At 59.3% G+C, this 20750-nt stretch carries 15 protein-coding genes and 1 riboswitch; of the genes, 3 read left to right on the forward strand and 12 right to left on the reverse strand.

The window, feature by feature from the left end; all coding sequences use genetic code 11:
- Positions 1-171: 171 nt before the first annotated feature.
- Complete coding sequence (locus tag AC50YL_RS09765) at positions 172-3615, reverse strand: fibronectin type III domain-containing protein (RefSeq protein ID WP_494831462.1); 3444 nt, start codon at positions 3613-3615, stop codon at positions 172-174.
- Positions 3616-3970: 355 nt separating this feature from the next.
- Here AC50YL_RS09765 and AC50YL_RS09770 point away from each other — a divergent pair, with 355 nt between their 5' ends.
- The gene (locus AC50YL_RS09770) at positions 3971-4609 is read left to right on the forward strand and encodes a TetR/AcrR family transcriptional regulator (protein ID WP_494831464.1); all 639 of its coding nucleotides are present in this window, start codon (positions 3971-3973) and stop codon (positions 4607-4609) included.
- 80 nt (positions 4610-4689) lie between these two features.
- On the opposite strand, the gene AC50YL_RS09775 is transcribed toward AC50YL_RS09770, so the two are convergent.
- The 4 genes from AC50YL_RS09775 to AC50YL_RS09790 are packed head-to-tail and all read right to left on the reverse strand — an operon-like array spanning position 4690 to position 8674.
- Positions 4690-5796: a GerAB/ArcD/ProY family transporter gene (locus AC50YL_RS09775; RefSeq protein ID WP_494831465.1), complete on the reverse strand. Its 1107-nt coding sequence runs from the start codon at positions 5794-5796 to the stop codon at positions 4690-4692.
- Entirely contained in the window at positions 5793-6044 is a 252-nt protein-coding gene (locus AC50YL_RS09780; protein WP_494831466.1) for a hypothetical protein, read from the reverse strand. The genes AC50YL_RS09775 and AC50YL_RS09780 overlap by 4 nt, the downstream gene beginning before the upstream one ends.
- Position 6045: 1 nt before the next feature.
- A complete protein-coding gene (locus tag AC50YL_RS09785) occupies positions 6046-7206 on the reverse strand; it encodes a Ger(x)C family spore germination protein (RefSeq protein WP_494831467.1) in 1161 nt (386 codons plus the stop codon).
- Positions 7193-8674 (reverse strand): spore germination protein, encoded by a 1482-nt coding sequence (locus AC50YL_RS09790; RefSeq protein WP_494831469.1) that lies wholly within the window; start codon positions 8672-8674, stop codon positions 7193-7195. The genes AC50YL_RS09785 and AC50YL_RS09790 overlap by 14 nt, the downstream gene beginning before the upstream one ends.
- A gap of 228 nt (positions 8675-8902) precedes the next feature.
- Between AC50YL_RS09790 and AC50YL_RS09795 the strand changes: the two genes are divergently transcribed.
- Together AC50YL_RS09795 and AC50YL_RS09800 are read left to right on the forward strand one after the other, a co-directional pair.
- Complete coding sequence (locus AC50YL_RS09795; RefSeq protein ID WP_494831471.1) at positions 8903-9586, forward strand: FadR/GntR family transcriptional regulator; 684 nt, start codon at positions 8903-8905, stop codon at positions 9584-9586.
- 45 nt (positions 9587-9631) lie between these two features.
- Positions 9632-10912 (forward strand): CynX/NimT family MFS transporter, encoded by a 1281-nt coding sequence (locus tag AC50YL_RS09800; protein ID WP_494831473.1) that lies wholly within the window; start codon positions 9632-9634, stop codon positions 10910-10912.
- A 205-nt stretch (positions 10913-11117) separates the two neighbouring features.
- On the opposite strand, the gene AC50YL_RS09805 is transcribed toward AC50YL_RS09800, so the two are convergent.
- From AC50YL_RS09805 to ade, 7 genes are all read right to left on the reverse strand, one after another.
- Positions 11118-11414: a hypothetical protein gene (locus AC50YL_RS09805; protein ID WP_494831475.1), complete on the reverse strand. Its 297-nt coding sequence runs from the start codon at positions 11412-11414 to the stop codon at positions 11118-11120.
- Positions 11415-11751: 337 nt separating this feature from the next.
- Positions 11752-14073 (reverse strand): xanthine dehydrogenase family protein molybdopterin-binding subunit, encoded by a 2322-nt coding sequence (locus tag AC50YL_RS09810; protein ID WP_494831477.1) that lies wholly within the window; start codon positions 14071-14073, stop codon positions 11752-11754.
- A 308-nt stretch (positions 14074-14381) separates the two neighbouring features.
- A complete protein-coding gene (locus tag AC50YL_RS09815; protein WP_494831479.1) occupies positions 14382-14840 on the reverse strand; it encodes a hypothetical protein in 459 nt (152 codons plus the stop codon).
- Positions 14818-15633 carry a hypothetical protein gene (locus AC50YL_RS09820; protein ID WP_494831480.1) on the reverse strand — a complete coding sequence of 272 codons (816 nt, stop codon included), beginning with the start codon at positions 15631-15633 and terminating at the stop codon, positions 14818-14820. Before AC50YL_RS09820 ends, AC50YL_RS09815 begins: the two co-directional genes overlap by 23 nt.
- A 195-nt stretch (positions 15634-15828) precedes the next feature.
- On the reverse strand, positions 15829-17196 hold the full coding sequence (locus AC50YL_RS09825) for an RNA polymerase sigma factor (protein WP_494831482.1): 1368 nt from the start codon (positions 17194-17196) through the stop codon (positions 15829-15831).
- A 183-nt stretch (positions 17197-17379) separates the two neighbouring features.
- The gene (locus tag AC50YL_RS09830; RefSeq protein ID WP_494831484.1) at positions 17380-18621 is read right to left on the reverse strand and encodes a winged helix-turn-helix domain-containing protein; all 1242 of its coding nucleotides are present in this window, start codon (positions 18619-18621) and stop codon (positions 17380-17382) included.
- A gap of 86 nt (positions 18622-18707) precedes the next feature.
- Positions 18708-20486, reverse strand: a complete 1779-nt coding sequence (gene ade / locus AC50YL_RS09835; RefSeq protein WP_494831486.1) for an adenine deaminase — start codon at positions 20484-20486, stop codon at positions 18708-18710.
- Positions 20487-20558: 72 nt separating this feature from the next.
- Positions 20559-20658: riboswitch (purine riboswitch) on the reverse strand.
- Positions 20659-20750: the final 92 nt, after the last annotated feature.

Below are 20750 nucleotides of genomic sequence, written 5' to 3' on the forward strand. Positions count from 1 at the left end.
CGCCGTTACTGCTCGATGCTCTCTATTGTAGCTTGATCGCCTGTAGCTTGATCGCCGTAAGGAAGCACGTCCGCAGCAAATCGCCCGTTTTCCGTTTATTCGCTATAACAAGAAAGCAGCCGACCCCTAGCGGGTCGGCTGCTCCTGCGTGATCGTAGTTCTCGTGAATGATCAGCTCGTGAACAACCGGCTGTTCGGCACGACCTGCTTCGTCTGGGAAGCGCTGGACCAGGACAGCTGCGCGTGCGCGTTGCCGCCGTTTTCCAAGAACTCCATCTTCAGGTCGTATTTCACGCCGGCGGCGAGCGTGATCGTCGCGCTCAGCTCCCCGTTCATGGATACCCAGTTGTTGATCAGCTGCACGCCGTTGACCCACAGGCGCACGCCGTCATCCGTGTTGGTGTAGAACGTATACGTCTCGGAGTATTGCGGTTGGACTTTGCCCGTCCAGCGCGCCGTGAACCATTCGCCAGGCACGTCGTCCGTCGGGCGTCCGCCGCCCCAATCGAAGTCGATGGTCGCATCGGTCCGCGACAAGGCCAGCGTACCGAAATCGCCGGAATAATATTGCCCGAGCAAGCCGTTCGTCGGCGTGCCGGCCGCGTTCGTCGTTACGCTCAGCGCGGAGCTCGCCCCCGATACGTTGCCGGCCGCGTCCTTCGCTTTGACCGTGAACGTATACGCCGTGCTTGCCGCGAGGCTGTTGACCGTGAAACTCGTCGCGCCCGTCGTCGAACCGGCGAGCGTGCTGCCGTTGTAGACGTCATAGCCCGTAACGCCGACGTTATCCGTCGAGGCCGTCCAGGACAGACTCACGCTGCTGCTCGTCTTCGACGGCGACGTCAACCCGGTCGGCGCGGTCGGCGCCGCCGTGTCGCTACTCGCATTCGTCGTCACGTTCAGCGCGTTGCTCGCCGCCGATACATTCCCCGCCGCATCCTTCGCCTTGACCGTGAACGTATACGCGGTGCCGGCGGAGAGGCCGCTGACCGTGAAGGACGTCGCGCCCGTTGTCGAACCGGCAAGCGTGCTGCCGTTATAGACGTTATAACCCGTGACGCCGACGTTATCCGTCGAAGCCGTCCACGACAAGTTCACGCTGCTGCTCGTTTTCGAAGGAGAAGTTAGTCCCGTCGGCGCCGCAGGCGCTTGCGTATCGCCGCTTCCTCCCCCGCCCGCAAGGTTCACGTCGCAAGTCTTGTATTGGCCAGCGGCCGGGTCGGTTCCGAAAGCGTTATTGGAGCACATGACGGTATTCGTGAACGTTCCGTAGACGTAGCTGCCCGGAACCCCGTATCGCACCTGCTTCGTGCCCGTGAAATTGCACGGATTGTTCTCGCCCGCGCAGTTGACCCAGTTCGCCGCCGGATCCGTCGTCACGGTCACCGCGTTGCTGGCGGCCGATATGTTGTTGGAGGCATCCTTCGCTTTGACCGTGAACGTAAACGCCGTGTTCGAAGCCAGTCCGGTTGCCGTGAAGGAGGTTGCGCTCACGCCGGTCGTCGTTCCCGCCAGCGTCGAACCGTTGTAGACGTTGTACCCGGTGACGCCGACGTTGTCCGTCGAAGCCGACCAGGACAAGCTCACGCTCGTATCCGTCTTCGCCGGCGAGGTCAGGCTTGACGGCGCCGTCGGCGCTTGCGTATCGCCCGCGTCCGTCGTGACGTTCAGCGTGTTGCTGGCAGCCGATACGTTGCCCGAAGCGTCCTTCGCTTTGACCGTGAAGCTGTACGCCGTGCTAGGCGTAAGGCCCGTGACGACGAAGGAAGTCGCGCCCGAGGTAGAGCCGGCCAGCGCGCCGTTCTTGTAGATATCGTAGCCGATGACGCCGACGTTATCGGTGGATGCCGTCCAGGACAGGTTCACCGTGACGTTCGATTTGGCCGGCGAAGTCAAGCTTCCCGGCGCGGACGGCGCGGTCGTGTCCGGCGGTCCCGTGAAGACGGTGACCGTCTGTTCCTTCACGCTCGCGCGGCCGCCGTTATCCCAGACGCCGAGGATGACATGATAGGTGCCGGCTTTCTGATACGTATACGTCGGGCTTGCGGTCGTGACCGGGATGCCCTCGCCCAGATCCCACAGCGTCTCGACGATCGTGCCGTTATCGGTCGACGTGTTCGTGAAGGCGATCGGCTGGCCGAGCTGCACCGTCAGCGGCGCCGTGAAATTCGCCACGGGCTTGGCATCGCCGAAGCCGCGGCTCGTCAGCTGCGTGTTCGTGGCGTTGCCGCTTACCGTGTTGCCGCTCCACTCGAGATCAGCAGCGGAGGACGGATACTGGTCGATCGAAGGTCCGCCGTTGCCCGTGATCGTGTTATTGATGAAGCTCAGGCGGTCCGTGCCGGAAGCGGTCGTGATCTCGATCGCTTTGCGGCCGTTGTTCAGAATCTGGTTGCTGTCGAAGACGATGTTCTTCGTATCGCCGTGGATACGGACCGCATTGCCGTCGTAGCCCGGATACGCCGCGGCCGGATTGCCGGTCGGACCGTTCTGCCAAGTGTTTTTATAGAAATATTGATACTGCTCCGTGAAGCCCGTGCCCGCGCCTTGAAGCTGCATGCCCCACATGACGATATTTTGGACGGTGTTGTAATTCCACAATTGATAGCCGGTGCCCGGTGATTGCTGCATGCCGACCTGCTGGCCGCCGTCCACGAGGTTGCCCGACGTGATGCCGTGATCGACCATGACCTCGAGGCCCATGTTGCCGACGGATCCGTCGTTCGCCTTGACGACGTTGTTGCGGACCGCGATGTACTTGGAGCGCACCGCGCTGATCCAGTGGTCGACGTTGTTGTTCTCGATGAGAGAGTAATCGACGTTGGTGTGCAGCTCGATGCCGAGGCCTTCCATGTGCTTGCCGGTGCCCGTGATCGTATTGCCGCGGACGGTCGCGTACGGGCTGTCGTCATTGACGAAGATTCCGCCGCGTCCCGTATTCGAGATCGTGTTGTTCTCGATCAGGGCATGGCTGGAGCCCCAGCCCGCGCGCACGCCCGCGCCCCAATCGGAGTTCACGCCGCTGTTCGAGACGATGTTGTCGGAGATCTCGAGGTTGGTCGACCCGATCGCGTAGAGCGCGAACGGCCCGAAGCCCGCGGAGGCGGCCAGATCCTTGACCCGCAGATGGCGCATCTTGTTGCCGTCGCCCGACTCGGACGTGACCGCGGACAGCAGGACCGTGCTGCTGCTGCCGTCCAGCGTCATGTCCGATACTTCCGCGTTGCTTACGTTATGAAGATAGAAGAACGTCGTCGCCGAGGAAGCGATCGGCTTCACGGTCGTGACGTCGCGGCCCGCGCCCGCGATCTTGACGCCGGACTTGCCGTTGACCGTTCCGGATAAGTAGTAGGTTCCTGCCGGGAGCAGCACCGTATCCCCGCTCGACGCGGCATTGACGGCGTTTTGGATCGCGGTCAAATCGTCCGCCGAATCGCTTCCGTTCGCGCCGTAAGCGGTTACATTGATCGTGGCGGCAAAGGCCGAGGTTGCCGGAACGACCGGCAGCAGCAGCGCGGCCGCGCCGAATAAACGGATCGCTTTCATTTTCCACGACCCGGATTGCCGGGTATTTCTGGTCATCGTCGACCCGGATTGCCGGGTATTTCTGGTCATCGTCATGAGTCCCTCTTTTCTATTCCGTAGTTTGACTGCGATATACCTGATTTCCTATGATCGACTGCTTGCTTCCCTCCTTCCTTCCTTATTTTCGCGCAGTCCGCTCGTGTCCGTATACTGCGAGATCCGCGAAAAGCGGAAATAAAGCTGTAAAAAATGCGAATTCCTGCATCCGGGACTTTATCCGGCCGCCGCGATCGCTGTGAAATACATGATTGCCTTCAAAACATAACGCTTCACCGCCGCTCCGGTCGATAACGAACAAGCAGCGGGCGCAGCAGAGGATCCCGGCCTGCTTCCATATTGAAAGTATGAACGTACTGTCTTTTATAATGATTGACGAGCCGATTCATTGCGTCTACAATGGATGCAATATGTTTTCTACCGGGAGGGGTCCACCATTCGAAAGGGCGAGAAAACCAAACAGCATGTCATCGAGCAGACTTCCCTGCTGCTCAATCGACGCGGATATTTGTCCACGACCCTGTCCGAGATCACGGATGCGACCGGCTTGCAAAAGGGCGGCTTGTATAATCATTTCCGGGATAAAGAAGAGCTCTCCCTGGCATCGTTCAAACACAACTGCGACGCGCTCGGCGAGTACGTGCACCGCGCGGCCGAGGAGGCCGGCCCGAATGCCGTGGATCGGCTGCTCGCTTATCTGACCGCCTATTGCCGGGTCGACTATCCGGGCGGCTGCCCGATCGCCAACATGGCCAGCGAAACCCGCTTCGTCTCCGAGCCGCTGTTCTCGCAAGCCAAGGAAGCGATGGACAACGTGCTGCGTTTCACGGAAGAGACCATTCGGGCCGGCATCGCCGATCGCGAGATTCGGCCGGAACTCGATGCGCGCGACGCCGCGATGTTTATCTTCTCGATGGTCGAAGGCGCGATCCTGATGCAAAAGCTTTATCCGGACGCCATCGCGATGCTTCTCGAACGGATTACGCGATACGTCAATACGGAATTGCGGCTGCCGGTCGAGTCTTGAAGGAATGGCAAAAAACCACCAATGCCGGCATTGGTGGTTTTTTGTCGCTGGCGTTGGATTCCGCGCGATGGCCGGCATCGTCAAGGATGCTTGATTTCTGCCGTTCCGCTTCTTCGTTTCTTCAGCCAGGTCAACCCGACCAAGCAGATTGGAACGATGATGGAAGGCAAAATAACCGAGAACGGCAGCACTTTTTTGTCGTAGGTCATCAAGTCGGTCGGGTTGGCAAAACTGTTGACGGCCAGGGCAAAAAAGAAGACGCCGGCAGGCAATATAAAGGTTTTCGCCTGCTTCAACTCGAACAGCTTTGCCAATATTTTCACGAATACGTACTGCACCATGATGACCTCGTACAAGACGAGAATCGTCCAGATACCGATGATCGTGATCTCGATCCGTTCGAGGTATTCGCCGAACTTGACCAGCTGGACGGAGGAAAAGAACGGGAACGATACCGTTCTGAACATCTCCTCGCCTAGACAGCCAAGCGCGAGAAACGTGGAAGCCAGCAAATACAAGCACGACATGGCCACCCCGGTGCCGCAGCTTTTGAACAGCTTGTTCTGGTTCGTTACCTCGGAGAAGACGAACATCATGACGGTCGTTTTACCGAACGGAAATCCGAACGAAATCATCGACCCGTACAAGATCAAAGGGAACGGGTGCTGAAACTGCGGCAGGAACGGATTGTCGTCGATATCCAGGTAAATGAACACGCAAATGACCAGCATGGCAAGAATGAAGAACGGAAGAATCACCTGCACGGATCGCGCGATGGCGCCAAGTCCGAGCGAGACGGCATACGTCGTAAGGGCGAGCGCGAGCAGCATGATCAAATTCGGCGAAGTATTGGGCAGAATGGCCGTCGTATAAAACGCCGAAACGGCTCTTAGCGATAAGACGCCAAGCCCCGCCATGCCCTGGAGATACACCAAAAGGATGAGCTTCCCTACCCATTTGCCGAATAAAATCTCGATGATTTCGCTCATATTCCGATGCGGAAAACGACGCTGCACGTACGTCATCATCTTCAAAAACACAAGGACGGCGGACATGGCCGCTATGTTGGCGATCCAAACATCCTGCACGATGATCTTGGCTTCCAGGAAAAAAAGCGTCGAGAAGCCGGACATGAACGAGAAACAAAGACAGCCGAGCTGAAACGGCGAAATTCGTTCGTTCGTCATGAGGCTTGGACCTCCGGCTTGAGCTTAAGCAATCCCTCCACGTAATCGGATATCGGCAGGTAGACGAATTTGTTCAATGTCTCCATCGTGGGCATTACGGCGGCGGAGGCCGGAACGAAATACCCGATGCTGATCAGCGCAAAGAATCCAAGCACGAAGGCGTCGCGCTTCTTCCGCCGCTTTATCTGGTTGACGACCACCCGGGCGCAATAAATCGAATAGAATACGGACAGCACGTAGCCCAGCATGTTAAGGACCTCCCAGCTCTTCGCTCATTCCGATCGTCGGAATGGCAACTTCGACATGGACGCGAATCGGGATCGACGGGTAGATGTCCGTCGTCCAAGCGCCGGCCATTTTTTTCCACGCATACGGGTGATGCTGCCGCAAGAAATCGGAGAAGCCGATGACATCTACCTTCAATGTCCGCTGGAATAGCGCCAGGCTGTCCTCGATCTGATGCTCCATATACGTCCCGGCCGCTTGTTCAAGCTCGCTGACGATCTGCGGTTCGGCCACCTCCAGCGGACGGTTCATGCCCTTTAAGGTACCATTGATGCGGATATGAAGATCGAAGGCTTGCTTTCCGTTCGTACTCGTAAAGCGCATGGATCGCTTGGCGACCTTCATCAGCACGCTGACCTTCGCGGAATTGTACGGAATATTCTCCGCGAATTCCATATTCCGCCACTCCTTCTTATCGGTCATGAGATGGATTGAAAGCACGTCCTTTCCCGGCAGCCAGCCTGCGAGCTTTCCTCGATTAACGACCGAACCTCCGCTAAGATAGAGCACGTCGCGCGATTTGTTTAACGACTTGGATTTGATCAGCTTCCCCGTCACGAAGCCCCGATAAGGATTGGTATAATAATTGGTGATGTCCTTGATCGTCAGAGACAAGCTTCTGCCCCATAGTTTTTCGTTTTTGATTTTACCGAGAATTTCATTCGCCCTTAAATCCCCGGTTTCGGATTTGACCTGCATGCTTTCCCTTGCGCTCCCTTCGCTGATCAGCATGAAGCTCGACATGCGAAATTCCCTGGAGCGCGACAAGAAATCTATGATCTCGTAAATCGAATGGCGGGCGGCGCTTTCGCCGACAAGGAAAAACTTGTCATGCTGCCAGACCAGACTCTTGCCGGCACGGCTTCGCAGATTACGGGCCGCATCGAAAATCGTCTCGCCGGTTTCGCTCGCGATCCACTCGAGTTTGCGCTCCGATTCTTGCGTGCTGTTCGTCGAGGCGTGGATGCAATACATCGTGAAAATATAATTGTGCTTCTGCTCGTCGTAGTCGATCCCGGTAATCATGACCAGCGCGATGTCGCTGATCTCGCGCACGTCCGGCGAACAGCCCGCGAGGGGGAGCAGCAGCGCCAGCCACAGAACATGCCTGCTAATCCTCTTCATGATCCTGCCCTCTCAGCCTTGCAGGCGAAGCCTGGTTATTCGCAATGCTGCGGAACCTGATCGGAAGGAGTACATAATGCTCCAGCACGTCTTTCCAGCGACGGGTGTCGAACGTCGGCAGGTACAGCTTCCCGAAGGATCGCAGCGAGCATAGATGCAGGACGATGGCGAACATGCTCAAAGCCAGTCCCAGCACGCCGGTCCAGGCCGCGATAAAAATAAGCGGAAACCGGAGCATCCGCAGCGTAATGGCCGCATTGAACGATGGAATCGTAAAGGAAGCGATCCCGGTCAACGCGACCACGATAACCATGGGCCGGGACACGATGCCGGACTGCACGGCGGCTTCGCCGATGATGAGCGCCCCGACGATGCTGACGGATTGGCCGACGGCCTGCGGCAGGCGCAAGCTCGCTTCCCGCAGCACCTCGAACGCGATTTCCATCATCAGCGCTTCCAGAAAAGTCGGGAAAGGAATGCCGGCCTTCGTCGACAGGAAGGTCAGCATCAGCGGCGTCGGAATCATCTCCAGATGGAACGTCGTCATCGCGATATAGAGCGAGGGAAGGAATAAGGATATAACGAGCGTGATCACGCGCAAGCCGCGCAGAAAATTGGCGAAGTAGAACTTCTCGTACAGATCCTCGCTCGGATGCAGGAAATCGGTGAAGACCGCGGGCGCCAAGAGGACGTTCGGGCTTCCGTCCGTCAAGATGGCGACTTTTCCTTGATTCAACGCCGTTGCGACGAGGTCGGGCCGTTCCGTGTTCTGAATTTGGGGAAAAAGCGAATAAGGACTATCCTGAATCCATTCTTCGATCTGGGCGCTGTCCACGACCACGTTCAACCGGATGTCCGACAGCCTCCGCTCGACCTCGCGCAGCACGGATTGCTCCACCTGATCCTCCAGATACAGAATCGTGACGTCCGTCTGGCTCTCCTGACCGATCGCGTACGATTTGGACTTCAGCTCGGCAGTCTTCAATCGGCGGTACACCATGCCCAGATTCGTATCCAAATCTTCGATAAAGCCCGCGCGCGGCCCGCGGACGTTCACTTCCATCATCGGCTCTTCCACCGCGCGTTTCCCGTAACCCGGCAAACAAATGCCTAACGCATCGGTCCGGCCTTCGATAAACAGGACGATGCCGGCATCGGCGATCATGCGAACCGCTTCATCCATATCCGGAAGCGGAATTTCGAGGCCCTGCGCACGCGCAGACTCCAGAATCGACTCGACGGGGTCCGGAGCGCCTTCTCGCAGGTTATTGCGGAGCTTCGGAATAATATGCTGGTTTAATCGCAGCTCGTCGATCAAGACTTTCAGATAGGCGATGGCCGCGAACGCTTCGCCGTCCTTCGATCTAAAGTGATGGAAGCAGATTTGTTCGTTATCCGCGTATTCCCGCCTCAGCGTACTCACGTTCCCGGCAACCGAGGTTTCGATTTCCAACGACCGCTTTTCCATATCGTCCCTCCCAAGGAAATCCGTTCTCAGGCTCTATGGAAGTATTTACTTGCCGTTGCCCCATTATGCAAAATCCGCCGCTGCCCGCAAGGAAATCAAAATTGGCCGAAAGCCAACAACGGAAGGCCGATGTAAAGGCGTCCCATTTACATTCGCGCGGCTATGCTTTAAGATAAAACAACCAATAAACCAAACATCCTACGTTTAAATATGGAGGGAGTGAGCCCTATGCTGAAGAAACTGAACCGTACCTCGCTTGCCGATCAGGTCTACATGGAGATGAGCGAGATGATCGCCTCCGGGAAATGGCCGTCCGGCGGCCGAATTCCGAGCGAGACGGAGCTGATGGAGCAGCTCGGCGTCAGCCGCAACACGCTGCGCGAAGCCATCCGCGCCATGGTGCATGTCGGGATGCTGGAGACGAAGCAAGGCGACGGCACGTTCGTCATGGCCACCAGCGAGCTGAACGCGATCTTGCAGAAGCGCGTGCAGCATTCGACGCTGCTCGAGACGATCGAGGTCAGGCACGCGCTGGACAGGCAGGCCGTTGTCCTCGCCTGCGCGAAACGTACCGACGAGGATCTGGCGACGCTCGGGCATTTTCAGCGCCTGTGCATGACGGCCTTCCGGGAACAAGACCTGGAGCGGTTCGTCCGGGCGGATTGGCTCCTGCACCAAGCGGTCGCGGCCGCCTCCCATAATGCGCTGTTGACCGATATTTACGCCAATCTGTTCGAGGAAATCCAGATGTCCATCGCGAGCACGACGGAATTCGGCAATGACGCGCTGGTCGGTCATCCCGCTTTGCTGCAGGCGATTCGGGATCGGAATGCAGAGCGAGCCGTCCAGGAAGTCGACGCGTACATCGTCGTGAACAAAAGCGTTCTCCGCAAGCATGATCAAGACGCCTGACCCTGTTACCCTTGACCTCATTTATAAATAGACAGGAAGATTCCTATGATACCTACGAACGCACGCGCGTTGACCTTGCATCCCGAGCGCCCGTCGAACGGCCGAAACGCCGTATGGCTGATTGCCGGCATCCTGATGATCGCCGCCAATCTTCGCACGCCGCTCACTTCCATGAGTCCCTTGATCGAGCTGATCCGCAGGGACATTCCGATATCCGGCACGCTGGCGGGCATGATGACTACGCTGCCGCTGCTCGCGTTCGCGGCACTCTCGCCCTTCGTGCCCCGGATGGCGCGCGCGTACGGCATGGAGCATACGCTGTTCGCCGCGTTGGCCGTCATGTTCGCCGGCAGCCTTGTCCGCGACGCCGGCAGCGAGTTTGCGCTGCTGGCGGGCACGGTCTTGACCGGACTCGGCATCGCCGCCGGCAACGTGATGCTGCCCGCGCTGATCAAGCGCGAGTTCCCGCTGCGCGTCGGCCTCATGACCGGCTTCTATTCGATCGCCATGAACAGTTTTGCCGCGACCGCCTCGGCCGTCAGCGTACCGATCGCCGCCCGGACGGATTACGGCTGGCGAGGCACGCTGATGGTCATCTCGATCGCCTGCTTGGCGGCGGTCCTGCTCTGGATCCCGCAGTTGAAGCATAATACCAAAACCGTTCGGATCTCCGCCGCGACGACCGGCAGAAAGCGTTCCGTCTGGCGTTCGGGGCCGGCCTGGCAAATCACGCTCTTCATGGGGCTGCAATCGTTCATCTTCTACGTGTTCGTCGCTTGGATGCCGGATATGCTGCTGGATCAGGGAATGAGCAGCGCGCAGTCCGGTTACATGCTCTCGTTATTGCAGATCGGCTTGATTCCGTTCACCTTCCTGATCCCGATCCTGGCCGGCCGGCTTCCAAGTCAGCTTGGCCTGCTGGTTGCCACCTGCTGCTTGTATCTCGCCGGATTCGCGGGCCTGTTGGTCACCCACGGCGGCATGGTCCTGACCGCGGTCTCCGTCATCGTGCTTGGCGCGGCGGGCGGCACGTCCTTCAGCATGGCCATGATGTTCTTCAGCCTCCGCACGCGAACCGCGCAAGAAGCGTCCGAGATTTCGGGCATGGCCCAATCGATCGGTTACCTGCTCGCGGCGGTCGGTCCGCTGCTGTTCGGGATGCTGCACGGGACGGTCGGCAACTGGACGGTGCCGATGCTGCTTCTCGTCGTCGCGGCAATCCTGCTGCTGTTCGTCGGCTTAACGCCCGCCAGGGGAACCCGATACGTGTTTCCCGCGGAAGCGGAGCAGCTACAGGAGTCGGCGAATGGGGGGATTATCGGGTAACCCGTACAATTGTTTGTGCCCCTTAAGCAGTTGCTTAAGCGCATGGCAAAACGGTCCGCGTTCGTTCGCGGACCGTTTGCATTCGTTTTCGATTAGAAAGCTTCCCGCTCGATGATAGCGCTTCCGGCTCGGTTAAGAGTCTCCAATTGGGTTCTAGATGCCTCCAGCTCGGTTCAAGATGGCTCGAGCTTGCCCCCCGGCTCGGTTATAGATGCTTCCAGCTCGTTTCCTTGCCCGAACTCGGACAGTTCGGAAAGGCGTCTCCGACCTTCAGCTCCACCTGCTGGCCGCTCGCGTCGACGTACCGGCCGGTTTCCGTAACGGACTGGCCCGTCTTATGCTCGTGGTCGGCATGCCGCCAGTTCGTAGCCTTTCCCGTCCGGGGACAAGCGGGAAATGAATCCCCGCGGCTTAGCTGCTTCGTTTCGCCGATTTCGCAGACATACTTGCCCGCTTCTTCGACCTGTTCTCCCGTGCGGTGTAAATCGGACATCGTTTTCATGATGGATTCCTCCTTGGACAAGCAATTTAGGCTTGCGTTCTCCAACCGGTTGAAGGAGTCTTGCACAACTTGTATATACCCGTCCGCGCCGCATCGGACGCAGTTTCGCGGAAATTCGCCGCTGGCAGGTCCAGCGATCCGGCAATCGCCGACTAAAAAACCGCGCCTCCCGGCGCGGTTTTATTAGCGGTCGTATGCAGAACTATGAAGTTCTGTACAGGTGCTCTGAAGCTCTATACGCTGCTATGAAGGTCTGCGGAGGACATGAAGGTCTATGTGGGACAATCAAGGTCCTTGCAGGTCTACGACGCAAGTATTCGTGGGTCAATGACGCTAATCACCTCAGCCCTTGCGTGCACCGCCATATCTGCTCCGGCGTCAGCGGAAGCTGATTAAGCGGGACGCCGGCCGCGACCGACAAAGCATTGGCCAGCGCCGCGGGCATGCCGATCGTCCCGTGCTCCGAGATGCCGCGCGCGCCGTACGGGCCTTGGAGGTATGGGGTCTCCACGAAGTCGACGACATACTCCGGCGTCTCGCCGTAACGGATGAGCTTGTAATAACGCAGCTGCGGGTTGAGCACGATGCCGTCTTCGTTGTACAGGAAGGCTTCCCGCGTCGCAAAGCTGAGTCCCATGCTCATCCCGCCCGTCACCTGTCCCCGCGCGGTCGCCGCGTTGATGACTTTGCCCGCATCGATGACGGAGACGGCTTGAAGCAGCCGGTACGTGCAATCGCGGGTGTTGTATTCGACCGTGACAGCCTCCGCGCCGACCGTCCACTGCTCGCCCGGGATGCCCTTGCCCGTCTCGGGATCGAGCCGTGTCAGGCCATGGACCCGGTTGCGGCCGCGACCGATGACGGGTTCGCCGACCGCGCTGCCGTCCGGGTACATATAGCCGCTCATGAGCGAAGCGAAACTCAGCCTCTCGCTCGGATCGTCGCGAACGAAGACGTATCCGCCGCCGTAGTCTAGCTCTTCGGGCGGACGCTTCAATACTATCGCCGCGTTGGCCTTCAGCTGCACGATGGCATCGTCCGCCGCGTCCAGCACGGCATTGCCGACCATCATCGTGCTGCTGCTCGCCACCGTCTTCCAATGCTCGGGCGTAACCTGCGTATCGATGTCCAGCATGACGTGCACATGATCGACCGGCACGCGGATGCGCTCGGCAAGCAGCTGCGCCATGATGGTCCGGTTCCCCTGGCCAAGCTCGACGGCGCCGACGCTGAGGTTCATCGTGCCGTCATGGTTGAAGGTCACGATCGCACCGGAGCCGGTATCGATCTCGGAACCGGAGGTTTTCCAGATGCAGGCTACGCCCGTCGCCCTGACGAGGCCGCCGTCGACGACAACCCGCCCGCCTCCCTCCCACTTGATAAGCGGCTTCAGCCGTTCGATGCACTTCGGCAGGTCGCCCAGGTTGCTGCGGTCGAGCGGCGCCTGCGTCGGCGTCGTATCCCCGGGCAAGATGGCATTGCGCCGTCTCAGCTCCAGCGGATCCATATGCAGCTCGCCGGCAAGCAAGTCCATCGCGCGCTCCATGCAGAAATGGTTCTCCAAATGGCCGAAGCCGCGAAACGCCGTCGCGTAGGGATGGTTCGTGTAGACGCTGAGCGCGTCGCACCATACATGGTCGATCCGGTACGGTCCCGTGCAGTCGACCGCGGCCGACGTGGTCACGATGGCGCCGTTGTCGGTGTAGCCGCCGTTGTCGAACAGCAGCGTAATCTTCGCGGCCGTCAGTTTGCCGTCGCGGGTCGCGCCGAGCTTGACCTTGGCCTCCAGTCCGATGTGGCAGGGCGCGCTCACGATGTCCGTTTCGCGGGTATTGTTGATCTTGACCGGCCGGCCTCCGCAAGCGAGCGAAGCGATATAGGCGATGTATTCCAAGTGAATCGAGCCCTTCCCCCCGAATCCGCCGCCGACCAACGGGGTATGGACGAGCACCTTCGACTGTTCGGCCCGGAAGTAGCGCTCGAACAGCCGCTTGATGATGAACGGATCCTGCGTGCTCGTCTGAACGTCGACCGTGCCGTCCGGCATCGCTTCGACGATGGAGCATCTGGGCTCCATCGCGCAGTGGTCGGAGGAATCGAACGCGAATTCGCCCTCGATCGTGACTTCGCTGGCCGCCCACCCGGCGTCCATGTCGCCTTTACGGATCTTGACGAAATTGCCGATATTCGTACCCGGCACCGGATAGACGTCGCCGAATTTCTCGTAGCTTCCCAGCTCCTCGTGAACGAGCGGCGCATCCGGCTTCAAGCCTTCGCCGGGCGACTGAACGAGCGGGAGCGGGTCGAATTCGGCCCGAATCAGCGCCGCCGCCCGCTTCGCGAGCTGCTCCGTATCCGCCACGACGACGGCGAGCGGCTCGCCGAAATAACGCACCTTGTTCACGGCGAGCGGCGGACGGTCGGCCAGCACCGTGCCGGTCAGCACCGGATAATCCGCGCCCGTGACCACCGCGTGCACGCCGCTCGCTTCCAGCGCCCTAGCGCAATCGATCTTCACGATGCGGGCATGCGCGAATGGGCTGGTCACCAGCCAGCCATGCAGCTGATCCGCGTCTTGCGCGTCATTCGCGTATCTGGCGAATCCGGTTACCTTTTTCCGCGATTCGATCCTCGGAACGGCTTTCCCGACGGTCTCCATCTCGCACCACGCTTCCCTTCTGGCAAATGAACGCTTCCTGAACGAATAAGTTGAACGAACCGGTCCTGCCGCGGCCATGCTTCTATCTACATCGTATTGCAGGCGGCCGTTGTCCTATTCGCGCAAACCGGATATGAGGGGAAAAGGATCGCGACGGCGGTCGGACGGAATAGCAGGCGGATGCGCCGTTCGAGTGCTTAGGCTCTAAAGAGTGAATATCAAAAAGAGGTACCCGGCATGCGGGTACCTCTTATTCATGAACGGAACGGGTAATGAGGCGGCATCCAAAACCGGATTCGCGAGCCCGTTTACTTTGTCTTCGCTAAACCAAGCGCCTTATGATCCCAGAGAATTTCCTCGACGACGCCGTACTGATAATCCTCGCAGGTCACGATCAGGATGACCTCGCCCCGCTTCCCTTTCTTGATTTGGGACCGGTTGCGCCGATTATTGACGAGATAAATCACCCCGCTCAAGAAGAGGCCGACTAGAAAACCGGCTCCGGCGCCGATCATTCCCCAGATGACCGGCCCCCACGCCCATACGAATCCTTTGCTTGCCCCGACCGTAGCGAACATAAAGGCCAAGATCATGCCTTTATCGATAAAAGACATGCCGTCGGCCCGGTTCATGCTGTCCAAGAGCCGCGGTTCTTTTTTGCACGGCTCGAGCGGTACCGCATAGATGCCGGAGACGCCCTTTTCCTCTAGCTCCGTAATCGCGATTTCGAGGAAATTCGTGTATTCAAACGTGGCGAATATTTGCATGGTCCACCTTTTCTCCGATCGTTACCACCGTGTTTGCCGGCTGGTATTTGCGCACCAGGTAATTTTTCAGCGCGTCGTCGAATAATTTATTGGCTTCCACCGTGTTCGCGTAAGCGTCGTAGACGGTGAAGAAATAAAGGGAGGGGAAATACAAGAGCCATTGCATGTTCACGACGGCGGCGGATGCGCGGATATCCCCGATAATCACGAGATGCAAAGCAAGGACCAGATTGGCTTGCCATACCAGGACGATCGTCGTTACCAAGATAAACGTAGCCAGCAGGATACGGTGGAGATACAGTTGGCCCATGCTGGGGATCCCCAGCGACCACACCAAGGCAAGCCACGGTTTGCGCTTATCGAGGTAATTGATTTCGACGGCGCCGATGCTGAATTCGTTGAAGCGCGCGTTTTCTCGTTGCGCGAGCAGATAGACTTTATTCAGGTCCACCGCCGAACGGTAGCTGTCCCAGATGGCGAACAAGTAGACGGGAATGTAGAGCGACATGAACTTGGGGTCCATGATGTCTTTCGCTGCCTGGTATTGCCCGTTTAACGAATAAACGATGGCCATATTCAAATGGATCTTCTGATTGATGAACATTTCCCATAATACCAACGCGTATCCGCGAAGATATTTATTCAGCAGCAAATGACCGAATCCCGGGAAGGCCATCGACCAAAAACCGATGACGTAGGGGCTTCTTTTGTGAAGCTGCGTTGTCCCCACCAAACTGACAAGGGCTTTGTAGCGCTTGTCGCGATACGGATTCCCGAAATTATCGATCGTCATCACCTCAAGATCCTATAACCAAATCGACCGCATGATGGTATATTGCCCCCAATCTTTGGTTGCATTCATGCCGTTCGCGACGGGCTGCCAGCCTATGCGAATTCCCGCGCGAAACGGACGACCGGCGTCGGAACGCGCTTCTCGCGCGAACGATGCGGACTGTCCGCGCCGTATCCGGCTCGGATGCCAGGAAGATTAAGTCTTCGGCATGGGAAGGCTGCCGACATCGCGCGGATCTTCGAATGACTTGCGGACGATGACCGCGCCGCGATCGTCGAGCGCTTCGATGCCGTACGGGGCGGCGGCGGTCTTCGGCAGAACGGCGAACCAGACCCGCCAGCCGGCCCCGACGGTCGCGACGAGGGCCGGATATTCCCCTGGATCAGAACCGCCCGTCGTTACCCTAACGTTCGTAACGAGCGGCGACGAGAGCTGGCCGAAGACGATCGGGAACGGACCCGTTACGCCAGCCGGCATCCGGGGCATGCTCATGTAATTCAGCGCCTCCGCCCGATCCTTCGCGATCGACATGCCGTAGCCCCCGCCCATGACCCACTTCCAGCCCAGCCAGGTTTTGCGGACGAATTCGATCTGCAGGTCGGTACCGCCGACGTTATCGTTCCGTTTCATGAACAGCAGCGCGCCGCCGTCGAGATACGCCTCGTGGATGACCTGCATCGCCGTACTGGAATCCCGGATTTTCAGCACCGCTTCCTCCGGCGTATGGCCAATCGGGATCTTCATGGTCCCGGACGATCCGATCGCGCGGGAATATCGCCAATCCGCGATGCCTCCCGGGGTTTCGTACGCATAGGCCAGCGCCAGAAGGAACAACAGAAACGTCACGACGGCGCCGGACCAGACGATCCAGGCCTTTCTTCTTCGAGCGGTTGGACTCGGCAATCCGGATACCTCCTTTTGAATGATGGCGAATCGATAATCGGAAGGCATTCGTAGCTCCGCGAATGGAGACAACCCCAGCTTGGCGGGTAAACGTTCGGCCTCGGGCGCTTCATCCATTCTCCGCGGCTCCGTCTCCCGCATTCGTTTGGCGAGCTTGGCTCGGGCGCGACGAAGACGGGCGTTCACGCTGCCTTCGGCAATGCCGAGCAGCTTCGCCAGCTCGCTGACGGACAATCCATAATGCGCGCGCAAAACAACGATATCGCGGTGTCTGCCAGGAAGCTGCATGACGGCCGGCCAAATCTCCGCCGCATTGGCGTAAGCGGCGCTCCCAGAGTCCGATTCCCCCGATGGCGAGCGTCTGACAGCCGGCAGCAATCCGGCCGTGGTTGCCTTTCGCAGAACGGCCGTCGTGCGGTATTGGAAAGCCGACTTCCGGACGAACTTAAACAACCAGCTCCGAAAGGCGACTTGGCCGCGAAACGAATCGATCGCGCGGAACGCCCGGATGAATGCATCTTGGGCGATGTCATCGGCCAGCTGCTCCGCTCCGGTCAGGAAATACGCGTATTGCCAGACATCCTGCCAATAACGGCGGACAAGCGCGTCGATCTCGGGCGGGTTCAGACGCGTGATATGCTTGAGATAATCCTCTTCCAAGAGGCACCCCTCCCTTCTCCCATTCGTCCATCAAGGATACCAAATTGTCCCTTCCCGCGCCGCAACAATTTTTCTGTGGATACCTGGCGAACGGCAGCGCATGCCGCGCGAGACGCAAAAAAGCTGCAGCGGCTGCGGCTTCTAAGCGAATTATTCTTGCACGAGCTCTTCATGCGGATTGCTTCACGAGCCTTGCCCGATCGCATGCTGCTCCACCGACACCGTCTCCGCCCCGTGCGCGCGGGCGAACGCCTCGAGCGCCTCGTGCACGCCGTGCTTCAGGCTCGCGGTATACGCGATTTCCGGGTCGATTTGCAGCAACTGCACCGACAGGTGTTTGAGCTTGTTGTCGAGGCGGGGGTCCATCCGGCCGATCAAGCGGTCGCCCGCCAGTATCGGCATGGCGTAGTATCCGTACTTGCGCTTGACGGCTGGCGTGTAGATCTCCCAGCGGTATTCGAATTCGAACAGGTCCTCGAGCCGCTTGCGGCTCCACAACAGATTATCCAGCGGCGGGAGAAAGCGAACCGGCGTTTCCTCGTCGCCCGGGCTTGTCCGCCTGCCCTCTTCCTGCCGATGAACGTCGAGACGCTCGGCGTCCGAAGCCAGGATATAGTACGGCTGCTTCACCCCGTCGATCGCGACCGCGGCCATCTCCCCGGATGCGATGCGGCCGTTGACCGCTTCCCTTCGCTCCTGGGCGCTCATCCGCTGCCAGCCGAATCGCGCGTCGCTCGGCTCGAACACCCGGTAGGCGCGGCAATATTTGCGCAGCATCCGGTCGCGCGCGTCGGCCGGGTCGATACGCGCCGCCTCCTCCCGAAGCGCGGCCGGGACGCTGCGGTCCGCGACGTCGAACAGGCGATGGTTTCCCTCGCGCCCGACGATGCGGATCTCCGCGGCGTCCATCAGCAGATTGAGCGCGTGCGACGTCGCTTTGGTTTTCGCGTTGACGTTGTCCCAGTAGCCGTGCACCCGCTGATCGGAATCGAACGCTTTGGCCGGGAGCGGTCCTTCGCTCTCCAGCTTGCGCAGCACCTGCTCGACGATCGGCCGAATCTCGTCCAGCTGTCCGCTCGTCCGCTCCCGCATGCGCTGCCGGACCGGCTCGAACATCGGGTAATCCGCCATCGGGATCATGCAGGCGGCATTCGCGAAGTATTCGAACACGTCGTTCCCCCGCAGCAGTTCATTCAGTATGCCGGGTTCGTAGCCCTCGATTCGGGCCGCCAGCGCCAAATGCTGGTTCGGGCGCACGGCCGCCACCGGATCGATCTGAATGCATTCCAGCTCCGCGATGACGTCGATCACACGCCGGCGCATGTCTTCCGCGGTGCTCGAACCGCCCGCAAGCGGCGGCATCAGCAGCTGCTTCTCCAGCAAGAAGCGCCGCAGCGCCCGTTTCGTCGTTCGTATCGGTTCCATCGACCGTATACCCTCCCGCCTAGTCGCATTAATATGCATCCAGTATACACCTTGCCGCTCCTGTTCGCATCCTGTTCGTCATTCCGTTATTCGCCGGCTTCTACGGCGATTGGGCCGAACGACTCGAAATCGAACAATCCCCTGTCCGTCAGCTTGAGCGACGGAATCACCGGCAGCGTTAAGAACGATAACGTCAAGAACGGATTGAAGGATGCCTGCGCGCCGATGGCGGTCAACGCCCGGTTCACCTGCCTCAGCTCCTCGTACGCCTCGCCGTACGGGCGATCGGACATCAATCCGGCTACGGGCAGGGACAAGGACGCCGTCACCTCCCCTTCCGACACGACCGCCAATCCGCCGCCCTGACGGACGACCTGCTCGAGCGCGGCCAGCATATCCGCATCCGATGCGCCCGCGATGACGATGTTATGCGAATCATGGGACACGGTGGACGCGATCGCGCCTTGGCGCAGCTTGAAGCCCTTGACGATGCCGAGCCCGATATTCCCGGTCGCGCGATGCCGCTCGACGACCGCGAGCTTCAGCTGATCCTTCAGTACGGAAGCACGGAATATGCCGTCCCGAATATCCACGATTTCCTTCAAGCGGCGGGTTACGATCTGATTCGGGATGATCTCGATCACATGGCACAATTCGGACGACAGCGGAAGCTCGAAGTCCCGCAGCTCCGCTTGCTTCGCATTCAGCGACGTCAACGACTCGTCCAGCCTGACCGGCGGCGGAGGTTCCGGGAAAGCCTCTTCGCGCACGCTCCCCTGCTCCGCGACGCATCGGCCTTCCTTGTAAACGGCGCGAATCGAGATGTCCCTCAGCTCGTCGAGCACGAGAAAATCGGCCAAATACCCCGGCGCGATGGCGCCCCTGTCGCGCAGGCCGAAGCAAGCCGCGGTATTGATCGTGACCATCTGGATCGCGGTGATCGGATCCAGCCCTCGCGCGATCGCGAGCCGCACGACGTGATCCACGCTGCCCTCCTCCACCAAGTCGTCCAGCAGCTTGTCGTCGGTCACGAACAAGCATCTTCCCGCGTTGCGCGGCGTAATCGCGGGCAGGAGCGCATCGAGGTTTTTCGCGACCGTTCCTTCCCGGATCATCAGGTGCATGCCGAGGTCCAACCGGTCCTTGGCTTCCTCGCGGGTAACGCTTTCGTGATCCGTGCGGATGCCCGCGGCCAGATAGACGTTCAAGCCTTCGCGGCCGATCCCCGCCGCATGGCCGTCGATATGCTTCGGACCGGCACCCTGGAGCTTGCCCAGCATGGACGCCTCCCTGTTCGCGACCGCGGGAAAATTCATCACTTCGGCCAGCCCGAGCACCTTGGGATGCGAGTAATAAGGGGCCAGATCTTCGGCTTCCAGCCGCGCGCCGTTGCTCTCGAACGGCGTCACCGGCACGCCCGACGGCAGCAGGACGAACATGTCGAACGGAAGCCCGTCCGCCTGATTCAGCATATAGTCGATGCCGTGCGTCCCCGCTACGTTCGCGATCTCGTGCGGATCCGTGAAGACGGCGGTGACGCCGTGCTTCAGCAGCAGCTTGGCGAACTCGCGCGGAGCGAGCATGGAGCTCTCGACATGCACGTGCCCGTCCATGAAGCCGGGAACGATGTATTTGCCGTCCGCGGCGAGCGTTTCCTTCCCTTCGTACGCGCCGATGCCTGCGATGATCCCGTCCGAAATCGCGATATCGCCCTCCATCCATTCGGCCGTGAACACGTTCAGGATCCTGCCGCCCTTCACGACCAGATCGGCCGGCACTTGTTTGCCGGCGACCGCGATTCGTTTGCTTAGCGCCGCTTCTTCGACGCTTTTTCTTCGTGCCTTGTCCTCGATTTCGTTGCTCATTTATGCTCACCCTTCCTCTTCGTATCCGCAGCTGCCGTTTCGGATGGACGCAAAAAAATCCCGACTACAAAAAAGCATGACTGCGCTTTTCGTAATCAGGATTTTACGGTTCCTGGTAGAGACCCTCAAACCATATCATTGAGGTTATACAAGCCTATTCGGTTGACTGCATCCATCATAATACGATCCAGGACGCCCGTCAATGCGGCTCGTCCGCAACCTTTTCCGGATTGGCGCCGTCTATGGGAATGCAGTTAACTAGAG

This window comes from Paenibacillus sp. J22P277 (assembly GCF_059383675.1).

Bases quoted from the DNA above. Each gene is read 5' to 3' on its own strand.
- AC50YL_RS09765 (WP_494831462.1), bottom strand. From the start codon at position 3,615: ATGACCAGAAATACCCGGCAATCCGGGTCGACGATGACCAGAAATACC.
- AC50YL_RS09775 (WP_494831465.1), bottom strand. From the start codon at position 5,796: ATGACGAACGAACGAATTTCGCCGTTTCAGCTCGGCTGTCTTTGTTTC.
- AC50YL_RS09780 (WP_494831466.1), bottom strand. From the start codon at position 6,044: ATGCTGGGCTACGTGCTGTCCGTATTCTATTCGATTTATTGCGCCCGG.
- AC50YL_RS09785 (WP_494831467.1), bottom strand. From the start codon at position 7,206: ATGAAGAGGATTAGCAGGCATGTTCTGTGGCTGGCGCTGCTGCTCCCC.
- AC50YL_RS09790 (WP_494831469.1), bottom strand. From the start codon at position 8,674: ATGGAAAAGCGGTCGTTGGAAATCGAAACCTCGGTTGCCGGGAACGTG.
- AC50YL_RS09795 (WP_494831471.1), top strand. From the start codon at position 8,903: ATGCTGAAGAAACTGAACCGTACCTCGCTTGCCGATCAGGTCTACATG.
- AC50YL_RS09800 (WP_494831473.1), top strand. From the start codon at position 9,632: ATGATACCTACGAACGCACGCGCGTTGACCTTGCATCCCGAGCGCCCG.
- AC50YL_RS09805 (WP_494831475.1), bottom strand. From the start codon at position 11,414: ATGAAAACGATGTCCGATTTACACCGCACGGGAGAACAGGTCGAAGAA.
- AC50YL_RS09810 (WP_494831477.1), bottom strand. From the start codon at position 14,073: ATGGAGACCGTCGGGAAAGCCGTTCCGAGGATCGAATCGCGGAAAAAG.
- AC50YL_RS09815 (WP_494831479.1), bottom strand. From the start codon at position 14,840: ATGCAAATATTCGCCACGTTTGAATACACGAATTTCCTCGAAATCGCG.
- AC50YL_RS09820 (WP_494831480.1), bottom strand. From the start codon at position 15,633: ATGACGATCGATAATTTCGGGAATCCGTATCGCGACAAGCGCTACAAA.
- AC50YL_RS09830 (WP_494831484.1), bottom strand. From the start codon at position 18,621: ATGGAACCGATACGAACGACGAAACGGGCGCTGCGGCGCTTCTTGCTG.
- ade (WP_494831486.1), bottom strand. From the start codon at position 20,486: ATGAGCAACGAAATCGAGGACAAGGCACGAAGAAAAAGCGTCGAAGAA.